Consider the following 26,489-nt stretch of genomic DNA (forward strand, 5'->3'; position numbering starts at 1 on the left):
TCTTTAGGCAAAACTCGGTAAAATACATCACTTTATTCTTTTTTTTGTTGCCACTATGCCAAAACGAACTGATATTAAATCCATCCTTATTCTTGGGGCTGGCCCAATCGTCATTGGGCAAGCTTGTGAGTTTGATTACTCTGGTACCCAGGCAGTACATGCCTTGAAGGAAGAAGGTTACAGGGTGATATTGGTCAATTCTAATCCGGCAACCATTATGACCGATCCTGAAATTGCTGATGCCACTTATATTGAGCCGGTCAGTTGGAAAGAAGTAGCGCGCATTATTGAAAAGGAACGTCCTGATGCCCTTCTACCTACCATGGGTGGTCAAACCGCACTGAACTGTGCCCTTGATTTGGTAAGGGAAGGCGTTTTGGCACAGTACTCTGTTGAAATGATAGGAGCTACACGAGAAGCCATAGATAAGGCTGAAGACAGAGAGAAATTTCGCCAGTTAATGATTAAAATCGGCCTGGACATGCCGCGTTCCGCCATAGCTCACAGTCTTGAAGAAGCCATTCAGGTTCAGGCGCGGTTGGGCTTTCCTGCAATTATTCGCCCTTCATTTACCATGGGCGGTAGTGGTGGCGGTATTGCTTATAACCGTGAAGAGTTTGAAGAAATCTGTACACGAGGCCTGGAACTGTCACCCACCCGCGAACTGCTGATTGATGAATCAGTTTTGGGGTGGAAAGAATATGAAATGGAAGTAGTGCGCGATAAAAATGACAATTGCATTATCGTATGTACTATTGAAAACCTGGATCCTATGGGCGTCCATACCGGGGATTCCATCACTGTAGCACCTGCACAAACCCTGACCGATAAGGAATACCAGCGCATGCGTGACGCTGCAATCAAGGTATTGCGGGCTGTAGGAGTGGATACGGGTGGATCAAACGTTCAGTTTGCTATTAACCCAGAAGATGGCCGTATGCTGGTGGTCGAAATGAATCCCAGGGTGTCGCGCAGTTCGGCTCTGGCTTCGAAAGCTACAGGTTTCCCCATTGCCAAAGTTGCAGCGAAACTGGCAATAGGCTATACCCTTGATGAATTGAAGAATGAAATTACTGGCGGCAAAACTCCAGCATCCTTCGAACCCAGCATTGATTATGTGGTGACCAAAATACCACGCTTTAATTTTGACAAATTCCCTCAGACACCCACTACCTTAACTACTCAGATGAAATCAGTAGGGGAAGTGATGGCCATAGGCTCCAATTTTCAGGAGTCTTTGCAAAAAGCGATTCGCGGTCTTGAAATCGGCCGCACGGGTCTGAATTCCCTGTTCGAGAAAGGGGATATTGCTCGTTTGAGAGGGCGTTTACATGAGCCAACCCCGGACAGGCTGTGGTATATAGCCGATGCTTTTCGTCAAAATCTGTCATTGGAAGAAATCCATCTCGAAAGCCGTGTTGATCCCTGGTTCCTTGCCCAGATAGAAGAATTGGTGCATTTGGAGCGTTCGGTTTTTGGTAAATCAGTTCATGAGCTGGATAAAACCACCTTGCGCTTATTAAAACGCCGTGGCTTTGCAGACGCTTATTTAGCTAAATTAATGTATTGTACTGAAGCACAAGTAAGGGATCGTCGTATTGAGCTGGGCATTACTCCTGTTTATAAACGTATTGACTCTTGTGCTGGCGAGTTTCCCAGTGATACCGCTTATATGTATTCCTGTTACGAAGGCAGTTGTGAAGCACGTCCTGAAACCGGAAAGAAAAAAGTTATGATTCTCGGCGGTGGGCCAAACCGTATTGGCCAGGGCATAGAATTTGATTATTGCTGTGTGCATGCTGCTATGGCTTTAAGAGATGCCGGTTACCAGACCATTATGGTGAATTGTAACCCTGAAACGGTATCCACTGACTTTGATACTTCAGATCGGCTCTATTTTGAACCTGTTACCTTGGAAGATGTTTTATCTATAGTGGATATAGAAAAACCCGATGGTGTGGTAGTGCATTATGGTGGTCAGACTCCTTTGAAACTGGCCAGAGCTTTGGAAGCAAATGGCGTGAAAATCATTGGTACCTCTCCTGATGCCATCGATATGGCCGAAGATCGTGAGCGTTTCCAGCAATTGGTGCAAGAATTGAAATTGCATCAACCCCAAAACGGAACAGTACGAAGTGAGGAAGAAGCCATTGAACTGGCAAACCGTATTGGTTATCCCCTGGTGGTAAGGCCTTCTTATGTATTAGGTGGGCGAGCTATGGAAATCGTCTATCAGGAAGAGGATTTGCGTCACTATTTGTCCCATGCTGTGGCTGTTTCTAACGACTCACCCGTGTTGCTCGACAGATTTTTGAATGATGCTATTGAAGTAGATATTGATGCGGTATGTGACGGTAAAGAAGTTCTTATCGGCGCCATTATGGAGCACATTGAGCAGGCAGGGATACACTCTGGTGATTCGGCCTGTACCTTGCCTCCTTTTAGCTTAAGTGTGGTGGTGCAACAGGATTTAATGGAGCAGATGCGCCAGATGGCTTTAAAATTGGGCGTTGTGGGGCTTATTAATGCCCAGTTTGCTATTCAGGCCGATGATATTTATGTGTTGGAAGTGAACCCGCGTGCATCAAGAACTGTGCCTTTTGTTTCAAAGGCTACAGGTTTGCCTTTAGCTAAAATTGCTGCCCTGTGTAAAGTAGGGATCAGCCTTAAAGATCAAGGTCTGGCGCATAATCATCACATGCCTTCTTTTTACTCGATTAAATTACCGGTGTTTCCGTTTATCAAATTTTCCGGAGTAGATTCCATTTTAGGGCCAGAAATGAAATCTACAGGCGAAGTCATGGGTATTGCCAAGCGTTTTGGACAGGCCTATGCCAAAGCGCAACTGGGGGCTAGCTGCAATATAGCCAAGCGTCGGCGTGCTTTTGTTTCAGTTCGTGATGCGGATAAGACCCGCGTGGGGGAGATAGCCAAGAGATTAATTGAACTGGGTTTTGAAATTATTGCTACACGAGGTACAGCGCTGGCCTTACAGGCTGCGGGTGTGGATTGCCGCCGCGTCTTTAAAGTCGGAGAAGGCAGACCTCATGTGCTGGATTTTATCAAAAATAATGAAGTGGATTTTATTGTCAATACAACCGAAGGCAAAAAAGCGATTGCGGATTCTTTTGCTATTCGCCGCAATGCATTGCAGCATAAGGTTAGCTATACTACAACATTATCTGGAGCTGAGGCCGCGTGCCTGGCGATGAAATATGAAGACCGCGAAACCGTAACACGATTACAGGATTTACATTAGAGGTGGATATGAGCAAACATCCTATGACAGTACAAGGTGCAGAAGCACTGAAAGAAGAATTACAACGTTTAAAGTTTGTTGACAGGCCCCGCATCATTGAGGCTGTTGCAACGGCTCGTGCCCATGGCGATTTGAAAGAAAATGCAGAGTATCATGCGGCAAGAGAGCAGCAGAGTTTTAATGAGGGCCGAATCCAGGATTTGGAAGCCAAATTGTCTCATGCGCAAATTGTTGATATCAGCAAATTACCGAATAATGGCAAGGTAGTATTTGGCGCTACAGTGAAGATATGTCATGTCGCTACTGATGCAGAGCTGACGTATCAAATAGTTGGTGAAGACGAAGCAGACATCAAGCTGAATAAAATTTCATACAGTTCACCTATTGGTCGTGCCTTGATTGGCAAAGAGCTGGATGACACCGTTACCGTTAATACACCGGGCGGTTTGGTTGATTATGAAATTATTGATGTGCAGTATTGATATAACCGGATCTACATCGTTCCCCGGATTCGCGTCGTCCTGAGCGCGTCTTTTGGCGTGGGTATGGTGCCAGTATTTGGAGATCCTTCGCGCAAAAAGACGCGCTCAGGACGACGTGAATCGGGAAAATGATAAAGTCAAAGTAGCCCGGCTTGCTTGCAACCGGGATGAGACGCTTGATTGTGGTACCGATCCCGGCTGCAAGCAGACCGGGCTACGGCTTCGAAGAAGTTTTACGGTTGAAACACTTCCTGTTGTATCCCGCCAACAACCCATTCGCCATTTTTGGAGAATTGACGGAAATGCCAGATTTCATCCAGGGAACTGGTTTCACCATTCTCTTTAATCGAACCAGTGAATCGTACACTGGAAATAGTTGAATCAGCCTGTTTCGACACATCAAGCAATTCTGCATCCAGATGAATGATTTCTGTGATGTTGGGTGCATCGCCACGTTCTTCCAATTGCATTTTAATTTCGGCAAAAACTTCTGGTGCCGTAAAGCTGTTCAAATCCTCCAGGTTTTTCTGATCATAAGCTGCTTGCATGCGAATAAAGCATTTTTTCGCATTACGGATAAACGAGTCAGGAGCAAAATCAGCTTGATCAATATTAGACTGGTTGCTGCTACTGCTGTTTGCATAAGCCTGAGTAAAATTATTAAAAGGATTGCTTTGGCGAAATGCATTCGGTTGCGCTGACTGCAAGCCGGGTTGCATTTTTCTACGCAGGAAACTGACAACAAAGAAAAGGACAGAACCAAGTATCAACCAGGTCATCAGGCCATTGGCCAAACCATTGCCCATGAACAGACTGGCTAACAGGCCTCCGACTAACATTCCTCCTAACATACCACCCCATTTTCCTCTATTGGATTTTTGCGCCATAGAGGCCGTGTTTTGCGTTTTATGGGAAGAAAAGAGACTGCTTTGAGAACGTTGAACACCAAAACTTCTCCCGCCACCAAAACGTTTGGCAGAAGCTTCATTGATGAACAGGCCAAAAGACAGCAAGGCAATTAAGAAACTTATAAAAAGAGTACGCATATATCAGATCCTTATTGGGTACGAATCGGCATTATACCGCAACTGGGAAGAAGTTGCTTCTGATCAATTCAAGTCGTTCTTAGTCGTTATATATAAAAAAACTATCCCCTTGAGCCTGTATTGTGATTCGCTAATCAAGTACATCAAAATTTCCGCTCCCTCACGGTCGCGGCTCGGTTTCCGTGCATTCCTATTTACTTTATCATGCACCAGAAAACCGAGCCGCGACCGTGAGGGAGCGGAAATTTTGTTAAGGCACGGAGCCTGCTATCACTCATTCCATGACAGGTACAAGAAACAAAGTACGTGCCAGTATAACTGTTCCGTTTCCTAACGGTCGCGGCTCGGTTTTCTTTAGGTAATGAGAGCATAAGGAAACAGAAGAGGTAGTGCTGATAAATAAATCATTTTCGTGGGGATACTTCAGGACGACGTGGTTCCGGGAATGGCGCAGTCTTGTAGCGTAACCCGGTCTGCTTGCAGCCGGGATGGTGCCACTTCGATCCCGGCTGCAAGCAGACCGGGCTACACGTTTTTACCTGACATGGAGCATGTGACCAACCTGTTCTATCATATGGTCATGCAAATTGTGCGCCTTGGATTTGCTGTCCTGCATAAATCGGCGAGGGGCAGAGTGGGGCGAGGGATTGTCATTAATCTTGTCTTCCCTGTCCAGGGTAAAATCATGAGATTCCGGAATGTCTTCCAACACTTGTTGTTCATCAGGGGAGAGCGCCTCATGATTTGCCAGTTTTTGCTGAATTTCAATTCGGTGCTCGTCCATCAGCGATGCAATGGAGGCAAAACTGTCATTAACAAAATCATCATCGTCAGGATGCTCTGGATCAAAATGATTCCGGGCTACTGAAAATGACTTATAGGCCTGTGGAATTTTATCCCATGCACCTGCTGAATTCAGGTGCCATCCAAGCATCCATAGTCCAGGCAGGACAAAAAGATAGGCAAGGCCTGCAAAGGCGTATTGCAACAAGGTCAGCGGGTTCCAAAGACTGCTTTTTTCGTCTGGCAAAACATACCCAACCATTAATCGGACTAGCGAACGGTAGGAGCGCTCGTTATAGAGGCTCACTTTTAAACCTTTTTCGTGCATTCTTGCTGCAGAAATAGTCGCAACAGCGCCACCCATGCTCATGCCTTCAAATGCGATATTTTCAGGGTTAGCCCCCATTTCAATCAGACGTTGTGCCTGAGCGCAGGCGTCATTAACCAATTCTTCCTGGCTAAATACCGTACCTCTGCTGTACTCGATGCCGCGATAGTTGAAACTGACAACAGAACAACCGATGCCGGCAGATGTAGTGTAAAGATCTTTAAGCCAATACATGTAATTCTGATTACGAGCCATACAGGAAATGACGAATTTTCTTTCTGCAATCGGCTTCATGCGTTCTTCAGCGCTGGAGAGTTCCAATGATTCAAGCAGGGCATCATCTGCAGTTTCCAGGGTGAAAAAATTCAGTCCAAGCGTACGGGGGTGCTCAAAAAAATCGTCGCCGTATTTTTGTTGTACTTGTTGTTTAAAGTAGTCCAGTAAGGGTGCCTGAAGTCTTTCCATTCCTTTGATGTGCAATTCTTCAATAGCAAAGTGCTTGTTTTTACATTTTTTATTCTCGGATTTTCCTGTCATAAGACGTCCGATTTCATCAATTACGGAATCAACATAGGCCTTATGTTCAGGATTATCCAATGAGTATTCGAGTCTTGTGCTTTCAGTAACTAGTGAAGGCAGTTTGCTGTAGTAACTTGTACCTGGTTCATTAATTTCGGGTGAAAGGAGGTTGAGGATCACAGAACCTTTTTCTGTTCTGTCATCAGTGAGAAACATCACATGCATGGGCTCCTGAGGCCTTACCTCATTTGGAGCCAAGGCAACATTAATGATGACGCGTCTGAGGAAAAAAGAAAAAGCCCAGTTGGCATACATATTGACACTTCTAAAAAAGTCAGACCCTATTCCTCTTGGTGGTTTTTCAAGAGCATAATATCCAGGTATGTCATTTTTCATTAGTGTTGCCTCTTAAGTTTTAAAGCCCGAATTTTAACGCACTTTTAAGTCATATTGCAAATTATTTTTACATTTTTGTTGTGAGTAAAAGCAATAAATGCCTGTCTGGATTTGCATTAATATAATTTGAGCGTTTAAAAAACATGTTGGTTCCGAGAGTTTTTCGTAAATACTTTCTGCATATTTTGTTGCATTTAGTTTTTCTCTTGATATGATGAACGAGGTTTATCTATAGGGATGTAATTATATGAATAAGTTAGCAAATATAGCTGTACTGTCGTTGTCTACTTCATTAGCTTTTGCTGGTTCAGTAGCCTTAAAGGGAGAGATGGACGTTCATGTCACTCCTAAAAATTCCAGTGTTTCTGTTCAGGATTTAACTTTTAAACTACCCACATTTGAATTATCAAATGAAGCAAAATCTTATCTGCGCCAACAATTATCACAGTATCCGAAGAATTCCGTAAACAATTCTCCTTCCCTTTCTTCCGAGTTACCAAGAAAAGTGAATGTGGGTATGCAACTGACGCCTGTATTGAATCAGGGCTATCACGGTAGCTGTGTTACATTTGCTGTTACTGCTGCTATAGACGCTGCTTTAGGTGCTGGTGACTACGTCAGCCAATTATGCAGCCTTGAATTAGGCAGTTATCTGGCAATTAATGATAAAGCGCAGGCAAGCGGCTGGAATGGTTCTTATGGTTCCTGGGTTCTGGGGCAAATTTCTGAATACGGTATTATCAGTCAGAATTACCAGAAACTGAATGGCTGTGCCGGTGTAAGGGATTATCCTTTAACTGAGGAAGAGAACGAAGGCAAGCCAATGTCTGATTCCGAATATCTGGCGCACAGTATTCCTATTTCCAACCTGATAAGCTGGGAAGCTTTATTAAGCGACCAGGAAGCCCTGTCTCCTGCCGTTAATATGAATGATATTGTCTATCAGATTAAATCAGAGCTGGCTAAAGGAAACCGTCTGACTGTTGGTATGCTGCTGGACGTTTATGTCGGTGATGCTGGAGCAGTAGGTACCAATCGCGCGTTCAATGATACCTGGATGCTGACTCCTGAAATCATCATGGATGCCATGAATGGACAAATTTATGCGGGCCATGAATTAGTAATTACTGCTTATGATGATGATCTTGAAGTAACTGACAATGAAGGCCATGTTAACCGCGGCGTATTTACCCTGCGTAACTCCTGGTCTAAATTTGCAGGAGACCAAGGTGATTACTATGTTACCTACGATTACATCAAGTTTTTAGCTCTGGAAGTAATGGCCGTTCGTATGAAGGGTAAAGCTGCTTAATTGCTCTTATTCTTCGAGTTTCATTCTCCCCTCGCCATTCCACTTTGGATGAGGGGAGTCTTCATTTAAGGCAAGTAATAGAATGGATTGGGTAATTTAAATCCTTTCTCTGCATAGCCACCATCAATATCACTTAATTGATCCCCAATAGTTGCAATAATGGTATAGCCTTTTTTCTCAATATTGGCACGGGCTTCCGATTTAAAGGGAATAATCGAAGCATTCTGGTATGCATCCGGCCGTAAAAACAGACCAGACCATTGGCTGTATCCGGCATTCAGCAGGTTCTTTTGTGTTGCTTCCCGTTCGGCCTCTACTCTGCCAGTGACGAAAAATACTTTAACGCCATGCTTTTGGGCGTTTTTATATAAAACGAGCATGGGTTTTATTGCGGGAGAATCAGCGGCCAGAATTTCTTTGTGGATTTGTTCACGGTTGCCTATGAAATCACGTACTACCATTTTGTTGTAATTGGACAAACTGGTTTCATCTATATCCAGAACTACAGCCAGTTTTTTGGGCGTCTTACTTTGTTGGTTTGCCAGAGCCTGGGTTTCAATGTAGTGCTGTGCTTCATGGATTTTTTTTTCTAATTCCTGATGATAAAGTCCGGAATCGTAGTAGCTTTTAACTTCCTGTTTTACCAGACTGAGATTTGCTGGTTCCGGAAATGCTGGCTGTGAGGCCAGAGTAAAAATAAATAAAACTTGAAGTAACAGGTTAAAACGCAGTTTCATTGTTTATCCACAAATTAAAGGTAACACGCATTATATAGAGATGAATCTGTTTGTCAATTGGTCATGTTGTCTTCTGGTGTGGCAGTTTAATGCTCTACTATATTGATATGGCTTCCGCCATCAACAAATATGATATCTCCAGTAACGTACTCTGCTTCTGCCAGGTATAAAACGGCATTGGCCACATCTTCCGGTTTACCCCAGCGTTTCAGTAATGTACGTTCAGCAGATTTGATTTGTCGTTCAGCCGAGTATTGCTCGGGAGGTAAAACTGGTCCTGGAGCTATGGCATTGACCCGTATCGTTGGTCCAAGTTCTACTGCCAGATATTGGGTCAAACTGGCCAGAGCTGCTTTTGAAATACCGTGAAACATCATATTTTTGCAGGGATAAAAGGCAAATAAATCAATGATATTAATAATTGCCCCGTTCCCTTGGGGCAACATTATTTTTGCGGCTTCATTGGCACAATATAAACTGCCATAAACTGCTACTCCGAAAGAGTCGTACAAGGGTTGAAAATCGTCACAGGGAAATGAATGGCTTACATAGAGCGATGCACTATTTACCAGCAGGTCAATGCGGCCAAAATATTGCTGAATGGCCAGAAACATGTCATGGACTGCTTGCGGCGATTGGATGTCTGCTTTGACAACCAGGCAACGTCTGCCAAATTGCTCCACCAGTTGTTTTACTTCCTGGGACTGTTCATCAGAGGCGTGGTGGTTAATCACGACATCATAGCCATTTTGAGCTAGTTTCTCGACTATACTTCGACCCACTCGTTTGGCTCCACCTGTAACCAACGCTATTTTATTATCGGATTGCATGGCTCTTTCCCTGCTTTGTGAATAAGAGTGATTGACTTCATCTAACTGGCAAAGAGGAGTTCAAACAGGCAGCGCTTTTCGCGCAGTCTCTCATCCAGCCCTAACTGCAGTTCAAATTCTTTAATATGTTTCAATGCCTGATTTTTGTATGCTTTAGTGCTCTCAATTTCCAGGGCAAAAACTTCTTTATCCTGAGAATTAGCCTGATACAGGATGACTTCTGCTTCAGCGAAATGGAATACTTTCAGATGTTTGGTCAGCTTGTATTCTTTATAAGTGTTGAACGCTGCAATAAATTTTTCCACCTCTTGCAACAAATCCCCTTGTTCCTGAGCCAGAGGAATGTCGATTTCCATACGTGTTTCTGAATCTTCGCCGATATCAAATGATTTTAATGTAAGGCTTTGTTTTTCTTCATCAACTTTGTGGCGAATAATAAAATGATTCAGCCCTTCAACGAGAAAATAGCGTTCGGCAACATCGATTTCATAATCCTGCAGAGGGTGTAGCTGTATTATGGCTGATTCGGTTTTTTCAAAACTTTGCTTGTCATTGAAGCAAAATTTATGTTCGACCTCGACAAATTTCACCATGATGGCTCGAAAATCATTACTTTATTAACAGTAAGTATTGATTGTGAGCAGTTGTTTTGCAAGTTTGTACTGCTATTTAAGTTTTCTGTACAAAACGAATAAAGAGTATGTACAGAACGCACAACACAATAACAACTCCCAGCATGGTAATTGCTAATGGCAAAGGATCGCTATGGTCGAAGCTGGTAACAAATTGACTCACAGAACCTACAACGATCATCTGAAAACTGGTGAGTAATGAAGAGGACAGGCCAAAATCGTGGGTCAGATTATTCATCGCTAACCCTATTGCATTGGGGAAAATAAACCCTTGGCTGAAAATGATTAAGAATACGGGGCCGACAACAGAAAGCACGGTAAATACATCAATGGCTGCGAAAAACACCATTAACCCCGCTGCCGCCAATGAAGTCACCAAACCACCTTGTATGATTCGTTCAACACTGAAGTAATGCAGGATAAAACTGTTTACCAAAACGCCAATAAGATATCCACCGGCAACCACAAACATTAACCAGCCAAACTGAATTACATTTAAACCCATGTGCTTTTGAAACAAGAAGGGGGCGGCCGTACAAAAGGCTATCGTTAATGAAAAACTAAGCCCGGTAGTTATTACATAAAAAGTGAATTTGGTATTACGAAAAAGTTTGCCAAAACGGCGTATCACTGTTCGGAACGACAGTTGTTCCTTTTCGTGGATGGTTTCTGGCAAGTAGCTCAACATAAAATACAAAATAGGCAAAGACCAAAGCAAAATAAAATAGAAATTACTGCGCCAGCCCAGACTGTCCTGAATGTGGCTGCCAATCACCGGAGCTACAATGGGAATAATTGCCCACATGAGCGACATATAGGATGATAGTAAAAGCAGCGATTTTCCCGTGGCAATATCACGTGCCATGGCTGATGTTGAAATTTGTAATCCACCTCCGGCAATTCCTGCAATAACCCGGAAAATCAGCATCCAGTATATTGAATTAGTAATGGCACAGCCCAGATTTGCCAGTGTAAATAAAACGAGGCTGGATAATAATATTTTCCTGCGTCCGTATTTATCGGATAAAGGCCCCCAAAAAAAGGGGGCAATGCCAAAACCTAATAAATATAAGGTCAGGGTTTCCTGAATCATTTTTGGAGGTACAGAAAAATGGTTTGCCATGTCTGGAAAAGAAGGCAAATAAATATCCACTGGAATTTGCTGTAGCAGGATCAGCAAAAAAATGCTGATCACTACGCTTGTTCGGCCTGACATAGCAGAGTACTATTCAACGATGATCAGAACCTCCTGCTCATTATTTGTTCTAATTTTTTTTGATGATCTCTTTTTGGCGATGTGGGTTTTTCTTGTGATAAATCTATCAAATACTTCTTTGATGATGTGTGCATCGCAATGCTCCTTAATGAGATCCACTGTAATTCTAGAACATAAAACGATCTTTTGCCTGATGCCATTCCAAATGCGGATCGTAGCCCGGTCTGCTCGCAGCCGGGATCGGGGTGGCAATAAGCTATGATAACCCCCAAAGCGAAAGATCGAAGCAAGAAACCCCTTAACCTCGCTTGTCTTTTAGGGAAACCTGCATCCATGCGGTCGGTGTGCACATCCCTGTGCACAACGCCCTAAAAGCCAAGCGAGGTCAAGAGGTTTCCGAGAGACCGTGCCAGAGCAACAGAGCCATTAAACCAGAATCTTGGCAGGGTCTGTAGCCCGGTCTGCTGTAACTGTCTCTTGATCACATCTTAGTCTATGCCCTAGACTAATGCTAAATCATGCTCTGTGCCGCAACAAAACTTCCGCTTCTTGACGGTCGCGGCTCGGTTTCTGGTGCACGATGAAGTCAATACGAACGCACGAAAACCGAGCCGCGACCGTCAGGAAGCGGAACAGTTATACTGGCAGGGACTGTGTTTCTGCTCTGAATCCATGGCTCCCTCGGACAAGCTGAGGGATGTCGGAGTCAATCCCAGATTGTGTTCTCAGAGATGTGTAGAAGAGTCAGCTGCTCGCAGCCGTGATCGAAGGGCAATAAACTCATTCCCCGTATTACGGCTGACGCCTAATATGGGCTACGAAATCTGATATATTGCGGTAGCATTTTTCCGGATATGGTTTTGTAAAAATTAATAATAATATTTAGTACGCTTGGCCCATTCACTTTCCGGATAAAACCGATGTAATGCAGCGAAGGCACGTTGCGACGCAAAGGAACTGCTGTTGTAGCAGGCCACAATACGTGTTGCACGGACAGACAATCCTAACAATTCCGCATACCTTTGATCTTTATGATGTTTTCTTGCCAGGCGGGCAGTTGTATCTGCAATCCATTGCGCGCCATCTGGCAGGGAGTTAATTTGTTCTTGCTCTTTTACCCATTCTTTTTGTTGTGCCGAGGTAAGTAGCTTAGCAATCGGGGTTTGCAACAAAACTCGATTTACATTTTCATTCACATCTTCGTCATATTTCATCTCCCTGGTTCGTGTCAGATTAGCACACCAATAAGGCCATTCATGATATTTGCCCGCTACAATACGCGGTTCAATTCTGTAAGTTAATTCGTCATCATCAAGGACAGGATTCCAGGTGTTTCTAAGATTGATTATCGGGTTGAGCTCGGGATAATGTAACAATGCATTAACGAACAATCGGTATCTTTCATCCTGATTTTTAGTTTTTCGGCTGGCTTTGATCGTAGTTGTTAACGCTGGGTTCAATTTTATTGTTTCAGCGGCTACAGCATCAGCAATTGCGAATTTGCCGAGCAAGGTGGCTCTTGCCCAGATGGAGGCATAAAGTTGTGGTCTGGCAAGTTTGGGTATTCGTTTTGATTCTGCAATTTGGGTTAATACTGATAAAGGCAGTTTATTGAGGGTTTGTGAAAAAGCAGAATGACTATAGAAAGGATATGGGGTGGTTTCTATAGCGGGATAAAGCGATACCATGGATGCAGAAGGCACAAAAAAACCATAGGAAAGTAACTGTTCTATGTTTTCTGAGAGTTGCAAGCCAAAGTTTAAAAAATACATGGACGTGGCAAAATCCTCTCCCGGCTGTAAAGCGGCCAAAGTACTATTAATGAGTTGCCGTTGTCTGCCAAACGAGGAGGTTTTATTTTCTGTCAGGGTGGCATTAATCCAGGCAGCGCGGATACTGAAAAATCCTGGATTAGCAGGTTGAACCTGTGCCGCAGCCTTAAATAACTCATTTCTCTGTTCCGGATTTGCTACCTGAATGGTGTTCAGAGCAACAAGAAGCCAGGCCATATTATCGCGGTTTTTATCCCAACGGGCGTAAGCATTTGGAAAAGTCTTTTCGGCATTTTTGGACAGATATGCCGATAGCCATTCAGCAAGTTCTGAATCATCAGCAAAGACATCACGCCAGTTAACATTCTGATTATAAAAAATGAGATCAGAAAATTCAGGATTGCTTATCTTTTGTTCCGTCTGGCGGGCAATCTCAACAAGCCTTCCTCTTATATCCAGTCGTCCTTTAATAATATTTCTGTAGTTAATCGCGTCCTGTTTTACACGAAGATCCTGAGCATTATCGGCTAATTGCTGCATCCCTGAGAGCGCTTTTTTTAATAGCTCATGATCTCGGGGGATGTAATTCGGGTATTCTGCATCCATGCATGCTGCCCTGGTAAATGCTCTGTAAATCAGGTATTGAGCCAATTCGTGCCAGGGATAATCGTCTTGTTGCGCGAGTGGTGCAAACAATTCAGCCGATTGGAGCAAATCCAGTTTTTCGTCTGAATTGAAATAAATGGCGGCACGCATGTATTTTATGTCCGCTTGTAACAGGGGGAGTGCATGGGTTGGGATTGCGTTAAGATCCGCATTTAAATCAAGGGTATCATTGCGGAACAATTTCTTTTGGGCTGCAATCCAGAGCATGATGATTTCTCTTTGTTCCTCTGTGGAAAGAGTGCTCTGACTTAATTCGTTGACAATAGTATGTAACCTGAGAGTAGCAAAGCCAAACCTTTCATAGGTATGGGAGGCATCATCTGTGACAGGTTGATTGAGTAAAGTAATAAATTCAAGTACAGGTGAGGGGTACAAAGATGCATAATGCCAGCGCAATGGCTCCCTGGGGGGCGCGTATTTGAACCAAATTCCTTCTCTTTCATTTGCAGTCATAGGGTAGTAATCATCTGATAAACCTGCAAAAAAACTCAGATAGGCATCCAGTGCATCTTGTTGCTCCGCCCTTGATAAGGGATTTTTCGATAAATACCGATAGGCAATAATCAGGTAAGACATGTGATATTGGGGACTTATCACTCCCAAATGTCCTGCGAGATATTTATTCATGGGAAAATCAGGATGAGTTCGTCCACCAAGTCCTCTGTTTTCCGGATAGTAATCACAGCTGAATGAATGAGGGGCATAATTGAGGCAGGAGCTGAAAATAAGTCCCCGTGCTATTAAGCCCATGTATTTTCTAATATGTTTCATGATGTTCCCTGAATTAATGATGTATGGTGTCACTGCCATTAAGTTAAGCGCTACTCCGCCGTCCCGCGGCTTGTCCGCGGTATCCAGAGATCTAAGTTCGGAGTGAGATTCCTGGATGCCGCGGACAAGCCGCGGGACGGCGGAACTTAATGATAGTGATGTATGATGTCTGCCATATTTTGCGCTTTCTTTATAGTCTGTTCATTCCAGCTTCCTTTGGTAAAAACAAATACGGGCACTTGCGCCCTCAATGGAATTTCCCATTGTTCAAAAGTCGCAAGCCCAATTGCTGATTGACATTCCGGGGCTAATCTACTGATGTTTTTGGGGAAATGGTCAATAAACGATTGCCGCTGCCATTTATAACGGCTAAGGCTGAAATACATACCTATGCGACTAAAATAGTCATAATTCGCTTCCTCAGTTATAATAGCCGATTATTATTTTCAGCTCATAGCCTTTATGCACCTTAAGCAATTGAAATTAGCCGGTTTTAAGTCATTTGTTGATCCTACCGTAGTCCATTTTCCCAGCCAGTTAGTTGCTGTTGTGGGGCCTAATGGTTGTGGTAAGTCCAATATTATTGATGCCGTGCGTTGGGTGATGGGGGAAAGTTCTGCCAAGAATTTGCGTGGCGAATCCATGACTGATGTTATTTTCAATGGGTCTTCTAACCGTAAACCGGTAGGGCAAGCTTCAGTTGAATTGGTTTTTGATAATAGTCTCGGACGTTTGACTGGGCCTTTTGCCAGTTACGGGGAAATTGCGGTAAAGCGTGTGGTGACCCGTGATGGGGATTCTTCTTATTATTTAAATGGCAGCCGATGCAGAAGAAAAGATGTCACGGATATTTTTCTTGGTACGGGAGCTGGGGCACGTGGCTATTCTATTATTGGCCAGGGGACAGTGTCGCGTCTGATTGAAGCAAAACCGGAAGAATTAAGAGCGTTTCTTGAGGAGGCTGCCGGTGTTTCAAAATATAAAGAACGGCGTAAGGAAACACTACAGCGTATTGAGCATACCCGCGAAAATCTGACTCGTATTTCCGATATCAGGGAAGAGCTGGACAAGCAATTACAACGTCTGGAGCGTCAGGCTAAAGCCGCTGAACGTTATACGCTTTTAAAAGAAGAAGAGCAGTTATGCAGGGCTGAAATTCTTGCTCTTAAATGGCAGGACTTTACTGAGCAGCAATTAGTAAAGCAGCGTGAATTGCATGATTTGGCGGTACGTTATGAACAGCAACAAAGTCTGCTGACTAATTCAAATAAAGAACGGACGTTGTTGAATGAACAACTTCATGATGCCAATGATCATTCACAACAAATTCAGGAATCCTTTTATCAATTAGGTACGGAAATCGCACGTCTTGAAGAAACAATCCAACAGCAGGAACGGGATAAAAGGCGTTTGGAACAAGACAGGCAACAATTGCAGGCGGATTGGCAAATTGCTGAAGAGCAGCTAAAGCAGGATAAGGAAGACTTGGTTCATTGTCAGCAAAACGCGAGCGAATTGCAGGAAAAATTACTGAAACTAAACGTTGAATTCAAAGAAAAAGAACAGGATTGGCAGGATGCAAAACTGCAGCAGTCGCAATGGGAAACGCGTTGGCAAGAGGTGCAAAGTGCCGCCAGCACGGTTAAAAGTGAGTTGCAGGTAACACAACTTAAGTTGAATCATTTAGAGCAACAGCGCCAGCAAACCGTCCTGAGACTGGAAAAATTAAACCTGGATGACATTTCAGGGGCACTGGAAGATTTGCACTATGCCAAAAATGAGCTGGAAGAAAAGCACAATAAATTAAAAGAAACTCAGGAGTTTGATGCGGAGCAATTAAGGCAGGGGAATGAGAATACGAACCGCTTCCGCCTGCAATTGCAAGAAGCAGAACAGCAATTGCATCAATTACAGGACGAATTTCATAGCATAAACAGCGAGTATGCGGCATTAATCGCAGCCCAGAAAGCAGCAAGACAGGGTAATCAGAGCAAGAGGGAAGGGATAAAAGAGTGGTCTGATAAGCCGCGCCTGATGGATGTTTTACAAATAGCGCCACAATGGCAATCCGTTTGTGAAATGGTTTTAGGTGAAACCTTACATGCTTATGTGCTGGAAGACTTTGAGGAATTATGGCCGCAATGGGCTTCCTGTGAAAAACAGGGTGAGCATGTTGTGACTTTGAAATCTGCTGCAGGCAAGCAAACAACAAAACCACGGCTCGCTGATTGTGTGCAGGGGGCGATTCCAGTCACCTTAAATAATTTTGAACATATTTACATGGCCAGACACCTGGATGAAGCTATCAGTTGGTTAGCTGACCTGGCTGATTATGAATCCATAGTCACAGCAAATGGATTCTGGTTGGGTAAAGGATGGGTAAAACTGGTTCGCCGAGAAGAACAAGATGACATGGGATTGCTTGCCCGGCAACAAAAAATTGCTGAATTAACCGGGCTTGTCGAGCAATTGCAGCAAAAAATCAGCTCTGTGCGTGAACAAAGAGATCAGTATCATGCCCAGCTGCAACAAAGCTTAAGTTACGTGGAACTGTATCAATTAAACCTGAACGCCAGCAATGATGCCTTAAGGGGTAACACCAACGCGATTGAAGGGAAGCAACAGGCCATTCAACATGCCCAGCGGCAGATGGAGCAGCTTGGCTCAGAGCGCAGCGAGCTGGAATTACTGCTCGAAGATCTGGCTATTGAACACATGGACATTACAAGCACACTGACTGAGCTGGAGTTACAATTCAAAGCAACAGAAGAGCAGCAACAGCAATTCATTGCAGAAAAACAATCCTGGCTGGAGGCTGTGGCTGTTCAAAATAAACGAGTTGATGAGTTGCGGGCAGTAGTGCATCAGGCTGAATTGGAATGCGACAGAGAAGTAAATAAAATTCAACAACTTAATGATAGAATTCATCGTGAGCAGGAACGGCTGGATGTGTTACAGGAGCGTTTGGAACATATTGCTCTGTTATGTGCCCAATCTGCAGAACCAGGTAACGAACTGCAGGAGCAACTAGCGGAACAACTCATGCGACATGGTGAAGTCGAGTCGCAACTGACTTTGAGCAGGGAACGTTTGGCCGAAATCCGAATTGCGCTTGAGGCTTTAGAAAAATCCACTTTAAATCATGATCTTGAAGTAAAACGTGTCCAGGAAGCTATAGGCCAAACGCGAATGGAGGAACAGGCTTTGTCCGTACGTGCAAGCTCAGTTCAGGAGTCGCTGGATGAATTTGGTTTGCAGGCTTCTGCTTTATTAGAGCATATTGCTGCTGGAATAACGCAAAGCATGCGTGAAGATGATCTGCTTCACATTACGGAAAAAATCAAACGTCTGGGTGCGATTAATCTGGCGGCGATTGAAGAGTTTGCCACCGAACAACAGCGCAAGCTTTATCTGGACGAACAGCACGAGGATTTAAGCCAGGCTTTGGCAACACTGGAAACGGCCATAGACAAGATGGATAGAGAAACGCGTCAACGTCTTGAAAATACTTTTGATGAAGTGAATACTTCTTTTAAAGCACTTTTTCCACGGCTTTTTGGTGGTGGGAGGGCGCAGCTTGAATTAACTTGTGATAATCTGTTGGAAGCCGGTATCGTAGTAATGGCTCAGCCACCCGGAAAACGTAACAGCACCATTCATTTATTGTCTGGTGGTGAAAAAGCGATGACCGCAGTAGCTTTGGTGTTTGCGATTTTTCAGTTAAATCCTTCACCATTTTGTATGTTAGATGAAGTAGATGCACCTTTAGATGACGTAAATGTGGGGCGGTTTTGCGCTTTGGTAAAAGAGATGTCACAATTCGTACAATTCCTGTTTATTACTCACAATAAGGTAACGATGGAATTGGCAGATCATTTGATTGGGGTAACTATGCGTGAACCAGGTGTATCACGTTTGGTTGCGGTTGATGTACAACAAGCTTTGACTATGGAGTAAATTATGCAGGCTAATTGGAGCTTAATTCTTAATGTCCTGTTGTTAATCGGCGTGATAGTTGCTATCGGACGCTTAATGAAAGCAAGAAAACAGAGCTTGGGTGCAGAACGGTATCAACCTTCTCTTGGTAAAGTAGAGAATAGTCCTTATGATGCTCAACCCTATAATGACGATATTATTGCCGTTCGGAAAGTAAACAGAGAGGTGGCCCTTGAGTTGGAAACTGAACATGAGCCTGAACCGCAATTATTTGTTAAAAAAGCGCCTGCAAAACCCCAGCAGCCTCAGCTTATGCCTGATGACGAACCCAGAATTGAACGTCGTGAAGAAGTAAGAGCAGAGCCTGTAGGTGAAACCCCATCTACCTTAATGATGTTTTTATTAGCCAAAGAAAACAGGCAATTTGCCGGATACGAATTATTACAGACCGTTCTCGCTTCAGGTTTACGCTTTGGTGAAGGGCATTTATTTCATCGTCATCAATTCGCTAATGGCCAGGGGCCTGTTTTATGCAGTCTTGCTGCGGCAACAGCTACTGGAGTTTTTGATTTGCAAAATATTGGCGCGTTTAGTGTTCGTGGTTTGTGCCTGTTTATGCACGCATCCAAGAATCCCAGTATTGACGCAGAGCGCTTTAACATTATGCTTGAAACAGCGCGGCAGTTAAGTGAAGGATTAGATGCTCATTTGCTGGATGATCAACGCAAACCTCTGACCGAAGCACGTATTACCCATTACCAAAGAGTCTTAAGGATTGAATCCTGGATGGAAGAGTGCGAACCCGCTTGATGTAAATAAAATAAATTGTAGCCCGTATCAGGCGGTAGCCATAATACGGGGAATGAGTTCATTGCCACTTCGATCCCGTATTACGGCTACCGCCTAATACGGGCTACACCTGCTATTCCCGGATCTACGTCGTCCTGAGCGCGTCTTTTTGCGCGAAGGATCTCCTGAAAGCAGCATGGTGCCAGTATTTGGAGATCCTTCGCGCAAAAAGATGCGCTCAGGACGACGTGAATTCGGAGGGAGGTTGTTCCGAAATAGCACAGTGCGTAGCCCGGCCTGCTCGCAGCCGGGATCGAAGTGAAGCGGGGTACGCCTGTTTTTAGCAAGCCAAAAATCCTGATGCACTTGAATTAAACGTTAAAGTGTTAGTACACTAGACTTTTAGGCCGACTTTAATACTATGAATCTGAATACTATCGCATCATTGCTGTCTCAAACCTGTCTGGTTAATGCCGAGATTAGTGGCGTGTGCACTGACAGCCGCCAATTAAAGCCTGGAAGCCTGTTTATTGCCCTTGAAGGCGAAAATTTTGACGGGCATAACTTTGTCAAAGAAGCCGAAGCTAAAGGCGCTTTAGCTGTAGTGGTGAGCCGGCTCACTGACGGTGTTACCATTCCTCAGTTCCTTGTTCCTGACCCCTTAATGGCGCTGGCAAAAATTGCCGCTGCCCACAGGCAGGAAATCCATTGTCCAGTTATTGCCCTGACCGGTTCTAATGGCAAAACCACTGTTAAAGAAATGATAGCGTCTGTTTTGCCCCAACCTTCATTAGCGACTAAAGGCAATCTGAACAATCACATAGGTGCGCCCTTAACTGCTCTTGAATTAAATGCTCAACACCGTTATGCAGTATTTGAATTAGGTGCCAACCATCCCGGTGAGATTGCTCATACTGTAGCCATTGTGCATCCTGATGTGACCCTTATTAATAACATAGCGCCAGCTCATGTCGAAGGCTTTGGTTCCATTGATGGTGTCGCTCGTGCTAAAGGTGAGATTCATCAGGGCTTGTCAGCCACAGGTATTGCCGTAGTGAACGATGATGATGCTTATGCCCATTTTTGGGATGATCTGATTGGCAATAAAAAAATAGTGCGCTTTTCCGCCCTTCATCCAGCAGATGTATATGCTCAGGATGTCAGGCTTGATACGCACGGCCGTGCCCATTTCTCACTGGTTTTACCCAATGCCCATATAGACATCGAGCTACAGGTTCCCGGTTTACATAATGTACGCAATGCTCTGGCTGCGGCAGCTTGCTGTCATTCTGTCGGCATTTCGACTCAGGATATTCAAAAGGGCCTAAACAGTTTTGGCGGTGTGAAGGGGAGAATGACTGTTTTGGCTGGAAAAAATCAGACCACGGTTATCGATGATACCTACAATGCCAATTTACGTTCCGTATTAACTGCTCTGGAAGTGCTTGCCGAGCGCTCTGGCAAAAAAATCTTTGTATTCGGAGATATGGGTGAGCTGGGCGAGTGGGCTGAACAGCACCATCAGGAAGTGGGATTGGCTGCCCGCCAATTCGGTATTGACCGACTTTTAAGTTGCGGCACGCATAGTGTGTTAACTTCCCAGGCTTTCGGTGATGGGGGGGATCATTTTACGAATCAGGATGATTTGGTTCAAATATTAAACAAAGAGTTAGAGCCTGATACTACGATTTTAGTAAAAGGTTCGCGCTCAAGCGCCATGGAAAAAATTGTGCATAAACTGCTTAATTGATGTAGTGTGAGTGTGATATGCTTGGTCGCTTTTTTGCCCTGCCCCATGCGGGTTAAACAGTGAATCGAACACGGCCTTAATTAACTAAAGGAACAACTATGCTCTATTGGCTAACGCAATTATTCCAGGGACAATATCATGCGTTAAGAGTTTTTCAATATTTGACTTTCAGGTCAATTTTAGCGTCTTTAACTGCACTTATGGTGGGTTTATTGTGCGGTCCTTTAATGATTCGCTGGTTGCGTGGTTTGCAAATAGGCCAAATGGTTCGCAATGACGGGCCACAATCTCATTTATCAAAAGCCGGTACGCCAACCATGGGGGGCGTTTTAATTTTATTGGCGATTACGGTCAGCTGTTTGCTTTGGTGTGATTTAAAGCAATCCAGTTTATGGCTGGTTCTTTTGGTGACCTTGGGAAATGGGGTTGTCGGATGGGTAGATGACTACCGTAAACTGGTATTGAAAAACAGCAAAGGCTTGCCTGGCCGCTGGAAGTATTTCTGGCAATCCGTAATTGCACTGATTGCTGTTACCTATCTTTATATGAATGCCAGCCTGCCAGTTCATACTCAATTAACTCTTCCTTTTTTAAAATCAATAACTCTCGATTTGGGGATTTTATTTCCAGTGCTCGCCTATTTTGTTATTGTAGGCAGTAGCAATGCGGTAAACCTGACAGATGGGCTGGATGGTTTGGCCATTATGCCTATAGTCATGGTAGCTGGAGCCCTGGGAGTTTTTGCCTATGTGTCCAGTAATGCGGTTTATTCTAATTATCTGGCGATACCATTTGTTCCGAACACGGGTGAGTTAACGATTTTTTGTTCTTCTATTGTGGGTGCCGGTTTAGGTTTTCTCTGGTACAACAGTTATCCAGCCCAGGTTTTCATGGGGGATGTAGGTTCCCTGGCCTTAGGCGCTGCTTTAGGTATTGTCGCTATCGTGGTCAGACAGGAATTGGTGTTATTGATAATGGGTGGTTTGTTTGTTATTGAAACCATTTCGGTGATTTTACAAGTAGGCTATTTCAAGTTATCCCACGGAAAGCGGTTGTTTCGAATGGCACCACTACACCATCATTTTGAATTAAAAGGCTGGTCAGAGCCTAAAGTAATCGTGAGATTCTGGATTATTACTGTTGTGTTTGTGTTATGTGGATTGGCTACTTTAAAATTACGTTAGACAAGGTGCATTCATGAATCGTACATTATATTTGGTTGCAGGCCTGGGTAAAACAGGCTTGTCTATAGCCCGCTATCTTCATCGCAAAAACAAATCTTTTGTGGTATTTGATACGCGTCGGGATGCTCCCGGGTTGGACGAATTCAAAGCAGAATTCCCCGATACCCCTGTTTATTTACACGATATACCACAAGATGTATTGAGTCAGTTGAGTGATATTATCACCAGTCCAGGCTTATCTCTGGATACTCCCTTTTTAAAGCAGGCGCTGCAATCAGGAGTGGCTGTTTATGGGGATATTGAATGTCTGGCCAGAGAAATAAGCGCACCTGTTGTAGCCATAACCGGCACTAATGGGAAATCTACGGTGACTACTTTAGTAGGCGAGATGGCTAAGGCTGCCGGATTTCGTGTCGCTGTAGCGGGTAATATTGGTACACCGGTTCTTGATTTGCTGGATGATGGGCATCAATATGATTTATGGGTTTTGGAACTTTCCAGTTTTCAACTGGATTTAACTCATTCGCTGGCACCAAAAGTTGCGACCATTCTTAACGTAACCCCTGATCATTTGGACAGACACCATACGCTGGAGGCTTATGTTCAAGCCAAACAACGTGTTTATCATCAGTCTCAAGTGAATCTCTTCAATCGTGAGGATCAGTACACCATACCTCAGGATAAGACATCAGCTTTAAACATTTCTTTTGGAGAAGGTACTCCAGATGCAGGAAATTGGGGGTTAAGCCGTGAAAATAATAAAGTCTTTCTGGCAAAAGGTGATGAATGCGTCCTCCCCGTTGAGTCTTTGTTAATCAAAGGCGTGCACAACTGGTTAAACGCACTTGCTGCATGTGCCTTAGCTGAAACAGCCGGCATTGCCATACAACATATTCTTTCTGTTTTAAAAACATTTTCAGGATTAGCTCATCGTTGTCAGTGGGTAAGGACTTTAGATGCTGTTGACTGGATAAATGATTCTAAAGGAACAAACGTAGGTGCAACCATCTCGGCCATTAATGGAATAGGGGGTTCTATGCAAGGAAAAATTGTTCTCATCGCAGGCGGTCAAGGTAAAGGCGCTGATTTTCAGGAATTATCGCAACCGATTGCTGAGTATGTTCGCTCTGTTGTCCTTATCGGTGAAGATGCTGATAAAATGGAAGCAGCTCTTGCCAATGTGGTTCCTATAGCTCGAGCATCTTCTCTTGAAGGAGCTGTTTCTATAGCTAAAGATTGTGCCAAGCCGGGAGATGTTGTTTTACTGTCACCAGCATGTGCCAGTCTGGACATGTTCCGTGATTTTAATCACCGCGGTGAAGTGTTTGCTGCTTCGGTAAATGGGTTATAGAGATTATGCGGCCAAGACATTTAAACCAAAGAGGAAAACCAGTCAGTAAACCCATTTCTCTCTATGATAAATGGCTCATAGGAGCAGTGTTTGGTTTATTGATTATTGGTTTAATGATGGTCGCATCCAGCTCTGTGATGATATCGACAAAATATTTCCATCAGCCATTTCATTTTTTAATTCGTCAGGCCTGTTATTTATTTGCGGGTTTGATGTTGGCCTTAATCGTGATTCGGACAGACAGTGATTTCTGGCAAAAAATCAGTATGCCCATGTTAATTGTCTGTTTATTGATGTTGTTGCTTGTATTGGTTCCCGGAATTGGTCGTTCAGTCAATGGAAGCCGTCGTTGGCTTTCCTTTGGACCTATAGGGATACAGGTATCAGAACTGGCAAAACTGACTATGATTTTCTATTTGGCCGGTTATCTGGTTCGTCAGCAAAAGGCAGTCAGTGAGAGTATTTTAGGTTTTATCAAGCCTATGGTTATTTTGGGCGTTGTCTCTGTTTTATTGTTAATGGAGCCTGATTTTGGTGCCACTGTAGTTATTTCAGGTACCGTTATGGCCATGCTTTTTTTAGCCGGTGTAAAATTAAGATACTATATTGGTCTGATGATTGTGGTCATCAGTGCGCTGGCAGTTTTGGCCGTGTCCTCGCCTTACCGGGTTGCTCGTTTGACTGCATTTTTAGACCCGTGGGCCGATCAATACAATAGCGGTTACCAGCTGACACAATCCTTAATTGCTTTTGGGCGTGGCGGATGGTTTGGTTTGGGCTTAGGTGAAAGTATTCAAAAATTGATGTATTTGCCTGAAGCTCATACAGATTTTTTATTTGCTGTACTTGCTGAAGAGTTGGGTTTGTTTGGTATTTTAGTAGTAATGGCTTTATATAGTATACTTGTCTTTAGGGGGCTTACTATAGCATATACAGCTCATGTTCAAGAGCGCTTGTTTGCATCATATACTGCTTACGGCCTGACGTTCTGGCTGGCTTTGCAAGCTGCGATTAATATGGGTGTTAATGCAGGTTTGTTACCAACAAAAGGATTAACTCTGCCATTGCTTAGTTATGGCGGTGCCAGCATGGTAATTAATTGTGTGGTTATCGCATTGTTATTGCGTATAGACCATGAAAATCGTTGGCAATCTCTGGGACTGAGAACGCAAACGGCATAAGGGGGAATTGTGAATAATTCAGAACAATTTTTATCTCCACGGATGGGGCGCGTAGAACAGATTCATTTTGTTGGTATTGGTGGTGTCGGCATGTGCGGTATTGCCGAAGTGTTACATAATCAGGGTTATCGAATCACCGGCTCCGATCTTGGTGATGGCGCTAACGTACAACGTTTGAAATCTCTGGGAATCCAGGTTTATCAAGGTCATCGCGTAGAGCACATTCAGGGGGCTGATGTTGTTGTCCGTTCTTCTGCTGTAGATTTGAATAATCCCGAAATTAAAGCCGCTCTTGACCTGATGATACCGGTTATTCCAAGAGCTGCAATGCTTGCTGAGCTCATGCGCTTCAGACACGGTATTGCTATTGCGGGTACTCATGGCAAAACAACAACCACCAGTTTGGTAAGCAGTTTGCTTGCTGAAGGAGGACTGGATCCCAGTTTCGTGATTGGTGGAAAATTAAATAGTTGCGGTACCAATGCCCAATTAGGCAAATCGTCCTATTTCGTAGTTGAAGCGGATGAAAGTGATGCCTCATTTTTATTTTTGAAGCCTATGATGGCGGTCGTGACTAATATTGATGCCGACCATATGGAAACCTATGAGGGGGATTTTAATAAATTAAGAACCACCTTCCTGGAGTTTCTCCATCATTTACCCTTTTATGGTTTGGCAGTTGTGTGTATTGAAGATGAAGAAATACGTACTATCCTGCCCGCTATTCAAAGGCCTACGATGACTTATGGTTTTAGGGAAGAGGCTCATTATCGTGCAGTGGACTGGACTCAAAATGCTATGTTAAGTCAATTTACGGTAATCAGACCTGCGCCGCATAAACCATTGACTATTGAATTCCAATATCCTGGTCGTCATAACGTATTAAATGCGCTGGCAGCCATTGCCATTGCAACGGAACTACACGTTGATGATGCGTCCATTATCAGCGGCCTGAAAAAATTCCAGGGTGTAGGGCGTCGCTTCCAGATGCTTGGCGAAAGGCATTTTGAACATGGTTCGGCAATAGTGGTCGATGATTATGGGCATCATCCTCAGGAAATTTTATCCACTATCGATGCGTTCAGACGCGTGTGGCCTGACAAGCGTTTGGTTCATGTATTTCAACCCCATCGCTACACCAGAACTCAGTCACTGTATCGTCAGTTTGTTGATGTATTAAGCATGTCAGATGAACTGTTTCTCTTTGATATTTATTCTGCTGGTGAAAAAGCAATTCCTGGTGTGAGCAGTGAAGAACTGGCAAAAGAAATCAGGGGTAAAGACAGGCAGGTAACCATGGTCAATGAAGCGACCCTCAGGACAACGCTGAATCAATGCATTAAAGATGGTGATGTGATTCTGATGCAGGGAGCTGGAAATATAGGCCAGATTGCAGTGAACCTGATGAAAGAAGAGTGCGAAGTAAGATAGCCTACGTCGTCCTGAGCGCAGCGCTCAGGACGGCCTGGTGAAGGTTGCATTTAACACATCATATTGAAGCATTGATCTATTTGGTGCAAACTAAGGTTAAAGAACAAACAACGATACA

At 43.9% G+C, this 26,489-nt stretch carries 18 protein-coding genes; 10 read left to right on the plus strand and 8 right to left on the minus strand.

Features of this window, described 5'->3' with window-relative positions:
* Positions 1 to 55: 55 nt before the first annotated feature.
* Complete coding sequence (gene carB / locus B094_RS0114005) at positions 56 to 3,259, plus strand: carbamoyl-phosphate synthase large subunit (protein WP_018578447.1); 3,204 nt, start codon at positions 56 to 58, stop codon at positions 3,257 to 3,259.
* Positions 3,260 to 3,267: 8 nt separating this feature from the next.
* On the plus strand, positions 3,268 to 3,741 hold the full coding sequence (greA, locus tag B094_RS0114010; RefSeq protein ID WP_018578448.1) for a transcription elongation factor GreA: 474 nt from the start codon (positions 3,268 to 3,270) through the stop codon (positions 3,739 to 3,741).
* A 233-nt stretch (positions 3,742 to 3,974) separates the two neighbouring features.
* Here greA and B094_RS0114015 read toward each other — a convergent pair whose 3' ends face one another.
* A complete protein-coding gene (locus tag B094_RS0114015; RefSeq protein ID WP_018578449.1) occupies positions 3,975 to 4,787 on the minus strand; it encodes a Tim44 domain-containing protein in 813 nt (270 codons plus the stop codon).
* A gap of 535 nt (positions 4,788 to 5,322) precedes the next feature.
* Positions 5,323 to 6,813 carry an alpha/beta hydrolase family protein gene (locus B094_RS0114020; RefSeq protein WP_018578450.1) on the minus strand — a complete coding sequence of 497 codons (1,491 nt, stop codon included), beginning with the start codon at positions 6,811 to 6,813 and terminating at the stop codon, positions 5,323 to 5,325.
* A 247-nt stretch (positions 6,814 to 7,060) separates the two neighbouring features.
* On the opposite strand from B094_RS0114020, the gene B094_RS0114025 reads away from it, so the two are divergent.
* Positions 7,061 to 8,125, plus strand: a complete 1,065-nt coding sequence (locus B094_RS0114025) for a C1 family peptidase (protein WP_018578451.1) — start codon at positions 7,061 to 7,063, stop codon at positions 8,123 to 8,125.
* A gap of 65 nt (positions 8,126 to 8,190) precedes the next feature.
* On the opposite strand, the gene B094_RS0114030 is transcribed toward B094_RS0114025, so the two are convergent.
* The 6 genes from B094_RS0114030 to B094_RS0114060 all read right to left on the minus strand — a co-directional run bounded on the left by B094_RS0114030 (position 8,191) and on the right by B094_RS0114060 (position 15,135).
* A complete protein-coding gene (locus tag B094_RS0114030) occupies positions 8,191 to 8,862 on the minus strand; it encodes an HAD family acid phosphatase (protein WP_018578452.1) in 672 nt (223 codons plus the stop codon).
* Between the two features lie 86 nt (positions 8,863 to 8,948).
* Complete coding sequence (locus B094_RS0114035; RefSeq protein ID WP_018578453.1) at positions 8,949 to 9,692, minus strand: SDR family NAD(P)-dependent oxidoreductase; 744 nt, start codon at positions 9,690 to 9,692, stop codon at positions 8,949 to 8,951.
* A 41-nt stretch (positions 9,693 to 9,733) separates the two neighbouring features.
* Complete coding sequence (locus B094_RS0114040; protein ID WP_018578454.1) at positions 9,734 to 10,285, minus strand: hypothetical protein; 552 nt, start codon at positions 10,283 to 10,285, stop codon at positions 9,734 to 9,736.
* Between the two features lie 76 nt (positions 10,286 to 10,361).
* Positions 10,362 to 11,540, minus strand: coding sequence for a multidrug effflux MFS transporter (locus B094_RS0114045; RefSeq protein WP_018578455.1), 1,179 nt, complete (start codon positions 11,538 to 11,540; stop codon positions 10,362 to 10,364).
* 869 nt (positions 11,541 to 12,409) lie between these two features.
* Positions 12,410 to 14,749 carry a hypothetical protein gene (locus B094_RS17385; RefSeq protein ID WP_018578457.1) on the minus strand — a complete coding sequence of 780 codons (2,340 nt, stop codon included), beginning with the start codon at positions 14,747 to 14,749 and terminating at the stop codon, positions 12,410 to 12,412.
* Between the two features lie 146 nt (positions 14,750 to 14,895).
* The gene (locus B094_RS0114060) at positions 14,896 to 15,135 is read right to left on the minus strand and encodes a hypothetical protein (protein WP_018578458.1); all 240 of its coding nucleotides are present in this window, start codon (positions 15,133 to 15,135) and stop codon (positions 14,896 to 14,898) included.
* A gap of 76 nt (positions 15,136 to 15,211) precedes the next feature.
* Between B094_RS0114060 and smc the strand changes: the two genes are divergently transcribed.
* From smc to murC, 7 genes are all read left to right on the plus strand, one after another.
* Positions 15,212 to 18,706, plus strand: coding sequence for a chromosome segregation protein SMC (gene smc, locus B094_RS0114065; RefSeq protein WP_018578459.1), 3,495 nt, complete (start codon positions 15,212 to 15,214; stop codon positions 18,704 to 18,706).
* A 3-nt stretch (positions 18,707 to 18,709) separates the two neighbouring features.
* On the plus strand, positions 18,710 to 19,495 hold the full coding sequence (locus tag B094_RS0114070; protein ID WP_018578460.1) for a cell division protein ZipA C-terminal FtsZ-binding domain-containing protein: 786 nt from the start codon (positions 18,710 to 18,712) through the stop codon (positions 19,493 to 19,495).
* Positions 19,496 to 19,895: 400 nt separating this feature from the next.
* A complete protein-coding gene (locus B094_RS0114075) occupies positions 19,896 to 21,224 on the plus strand; it encodes a UDP-N-acetylmuramoyl-tripeptide--D-alanyl-D-alanine ligase (RefSeq protein ID WP_018578461.1) in 1,329 nt (442 codons plus the stop codon).
* Positions 21,225 to 21,322: 98 nt separating this feature from the next.
* Positions 21,323 to 22,408 (plus strand): phospho-N-acetylmuramoyl-pentapeptide-transferase, encoded by a 1,086-nt coding sequence (gene mraY, locus B094_RS0114080; protein WP_018578462.1) that lies wholly within the window; start codon positions 21,323 to 21,325, stop codon positions 22,406 to 22,408.
* A 13-nt stretch (positions 22,409 to 22,421) separates the two neighbouring features.
* The gene (gene murD / locus B094_RS0114085; RefSeq protein WP_018578463.1) at positions 22,422 to 23,759 is read left to right on the plus strand and encodes a UDP-N-acetylmuramoyl-L-alanine--D-glutamate ligase; all 1,338 of its coding nucleotides are present in this window, start codon (positions 22,422 to 22,424) and stop codon (positions 23,757 to 23,759) included.
* A gap of 5 nt (positions 23,760 to 23,764) precedes the next feature.
* Positions 23,765 to 24,940: a putative lipid II flippase FtsW gene (ftsW, locus tag B094_RS0114090; RefSeq protein ID WP_018578464.1), complete on the plus strand. Its 1,176-nt coding sequence runs from the start codon at positions 23,765 to 23,767 to the stop codon at positions 24,938 to 24,940.
* 9 nt (positions 24,941 to 24,949) lie between these two features.
* Positions 24,950 to 26,371, plus strand: a complete 1,422-nt coding sequence (gene murC / locus B094_RS0114095; RefSeq protein WP_018578465.1) for a UDP-N-acetylmuramate--L-alanine ligase — start codon at positions 24,950 to 24,952, stop codon at positions 26,369 to 26,371.
* Positions 26,372 to 26,489 lie beyond the last annotated feature (118 nt).

Source organism: Legionella shakespearei DSM 23087, from assembly GCF_000373765.1.
Taxonomy (GTDB): domain Bacteria; phylum Pseudomonadota; class Gammaproteobacteria; order Legionellales; family Legionellaceae; genus Legionella; species Legionella shakespearei.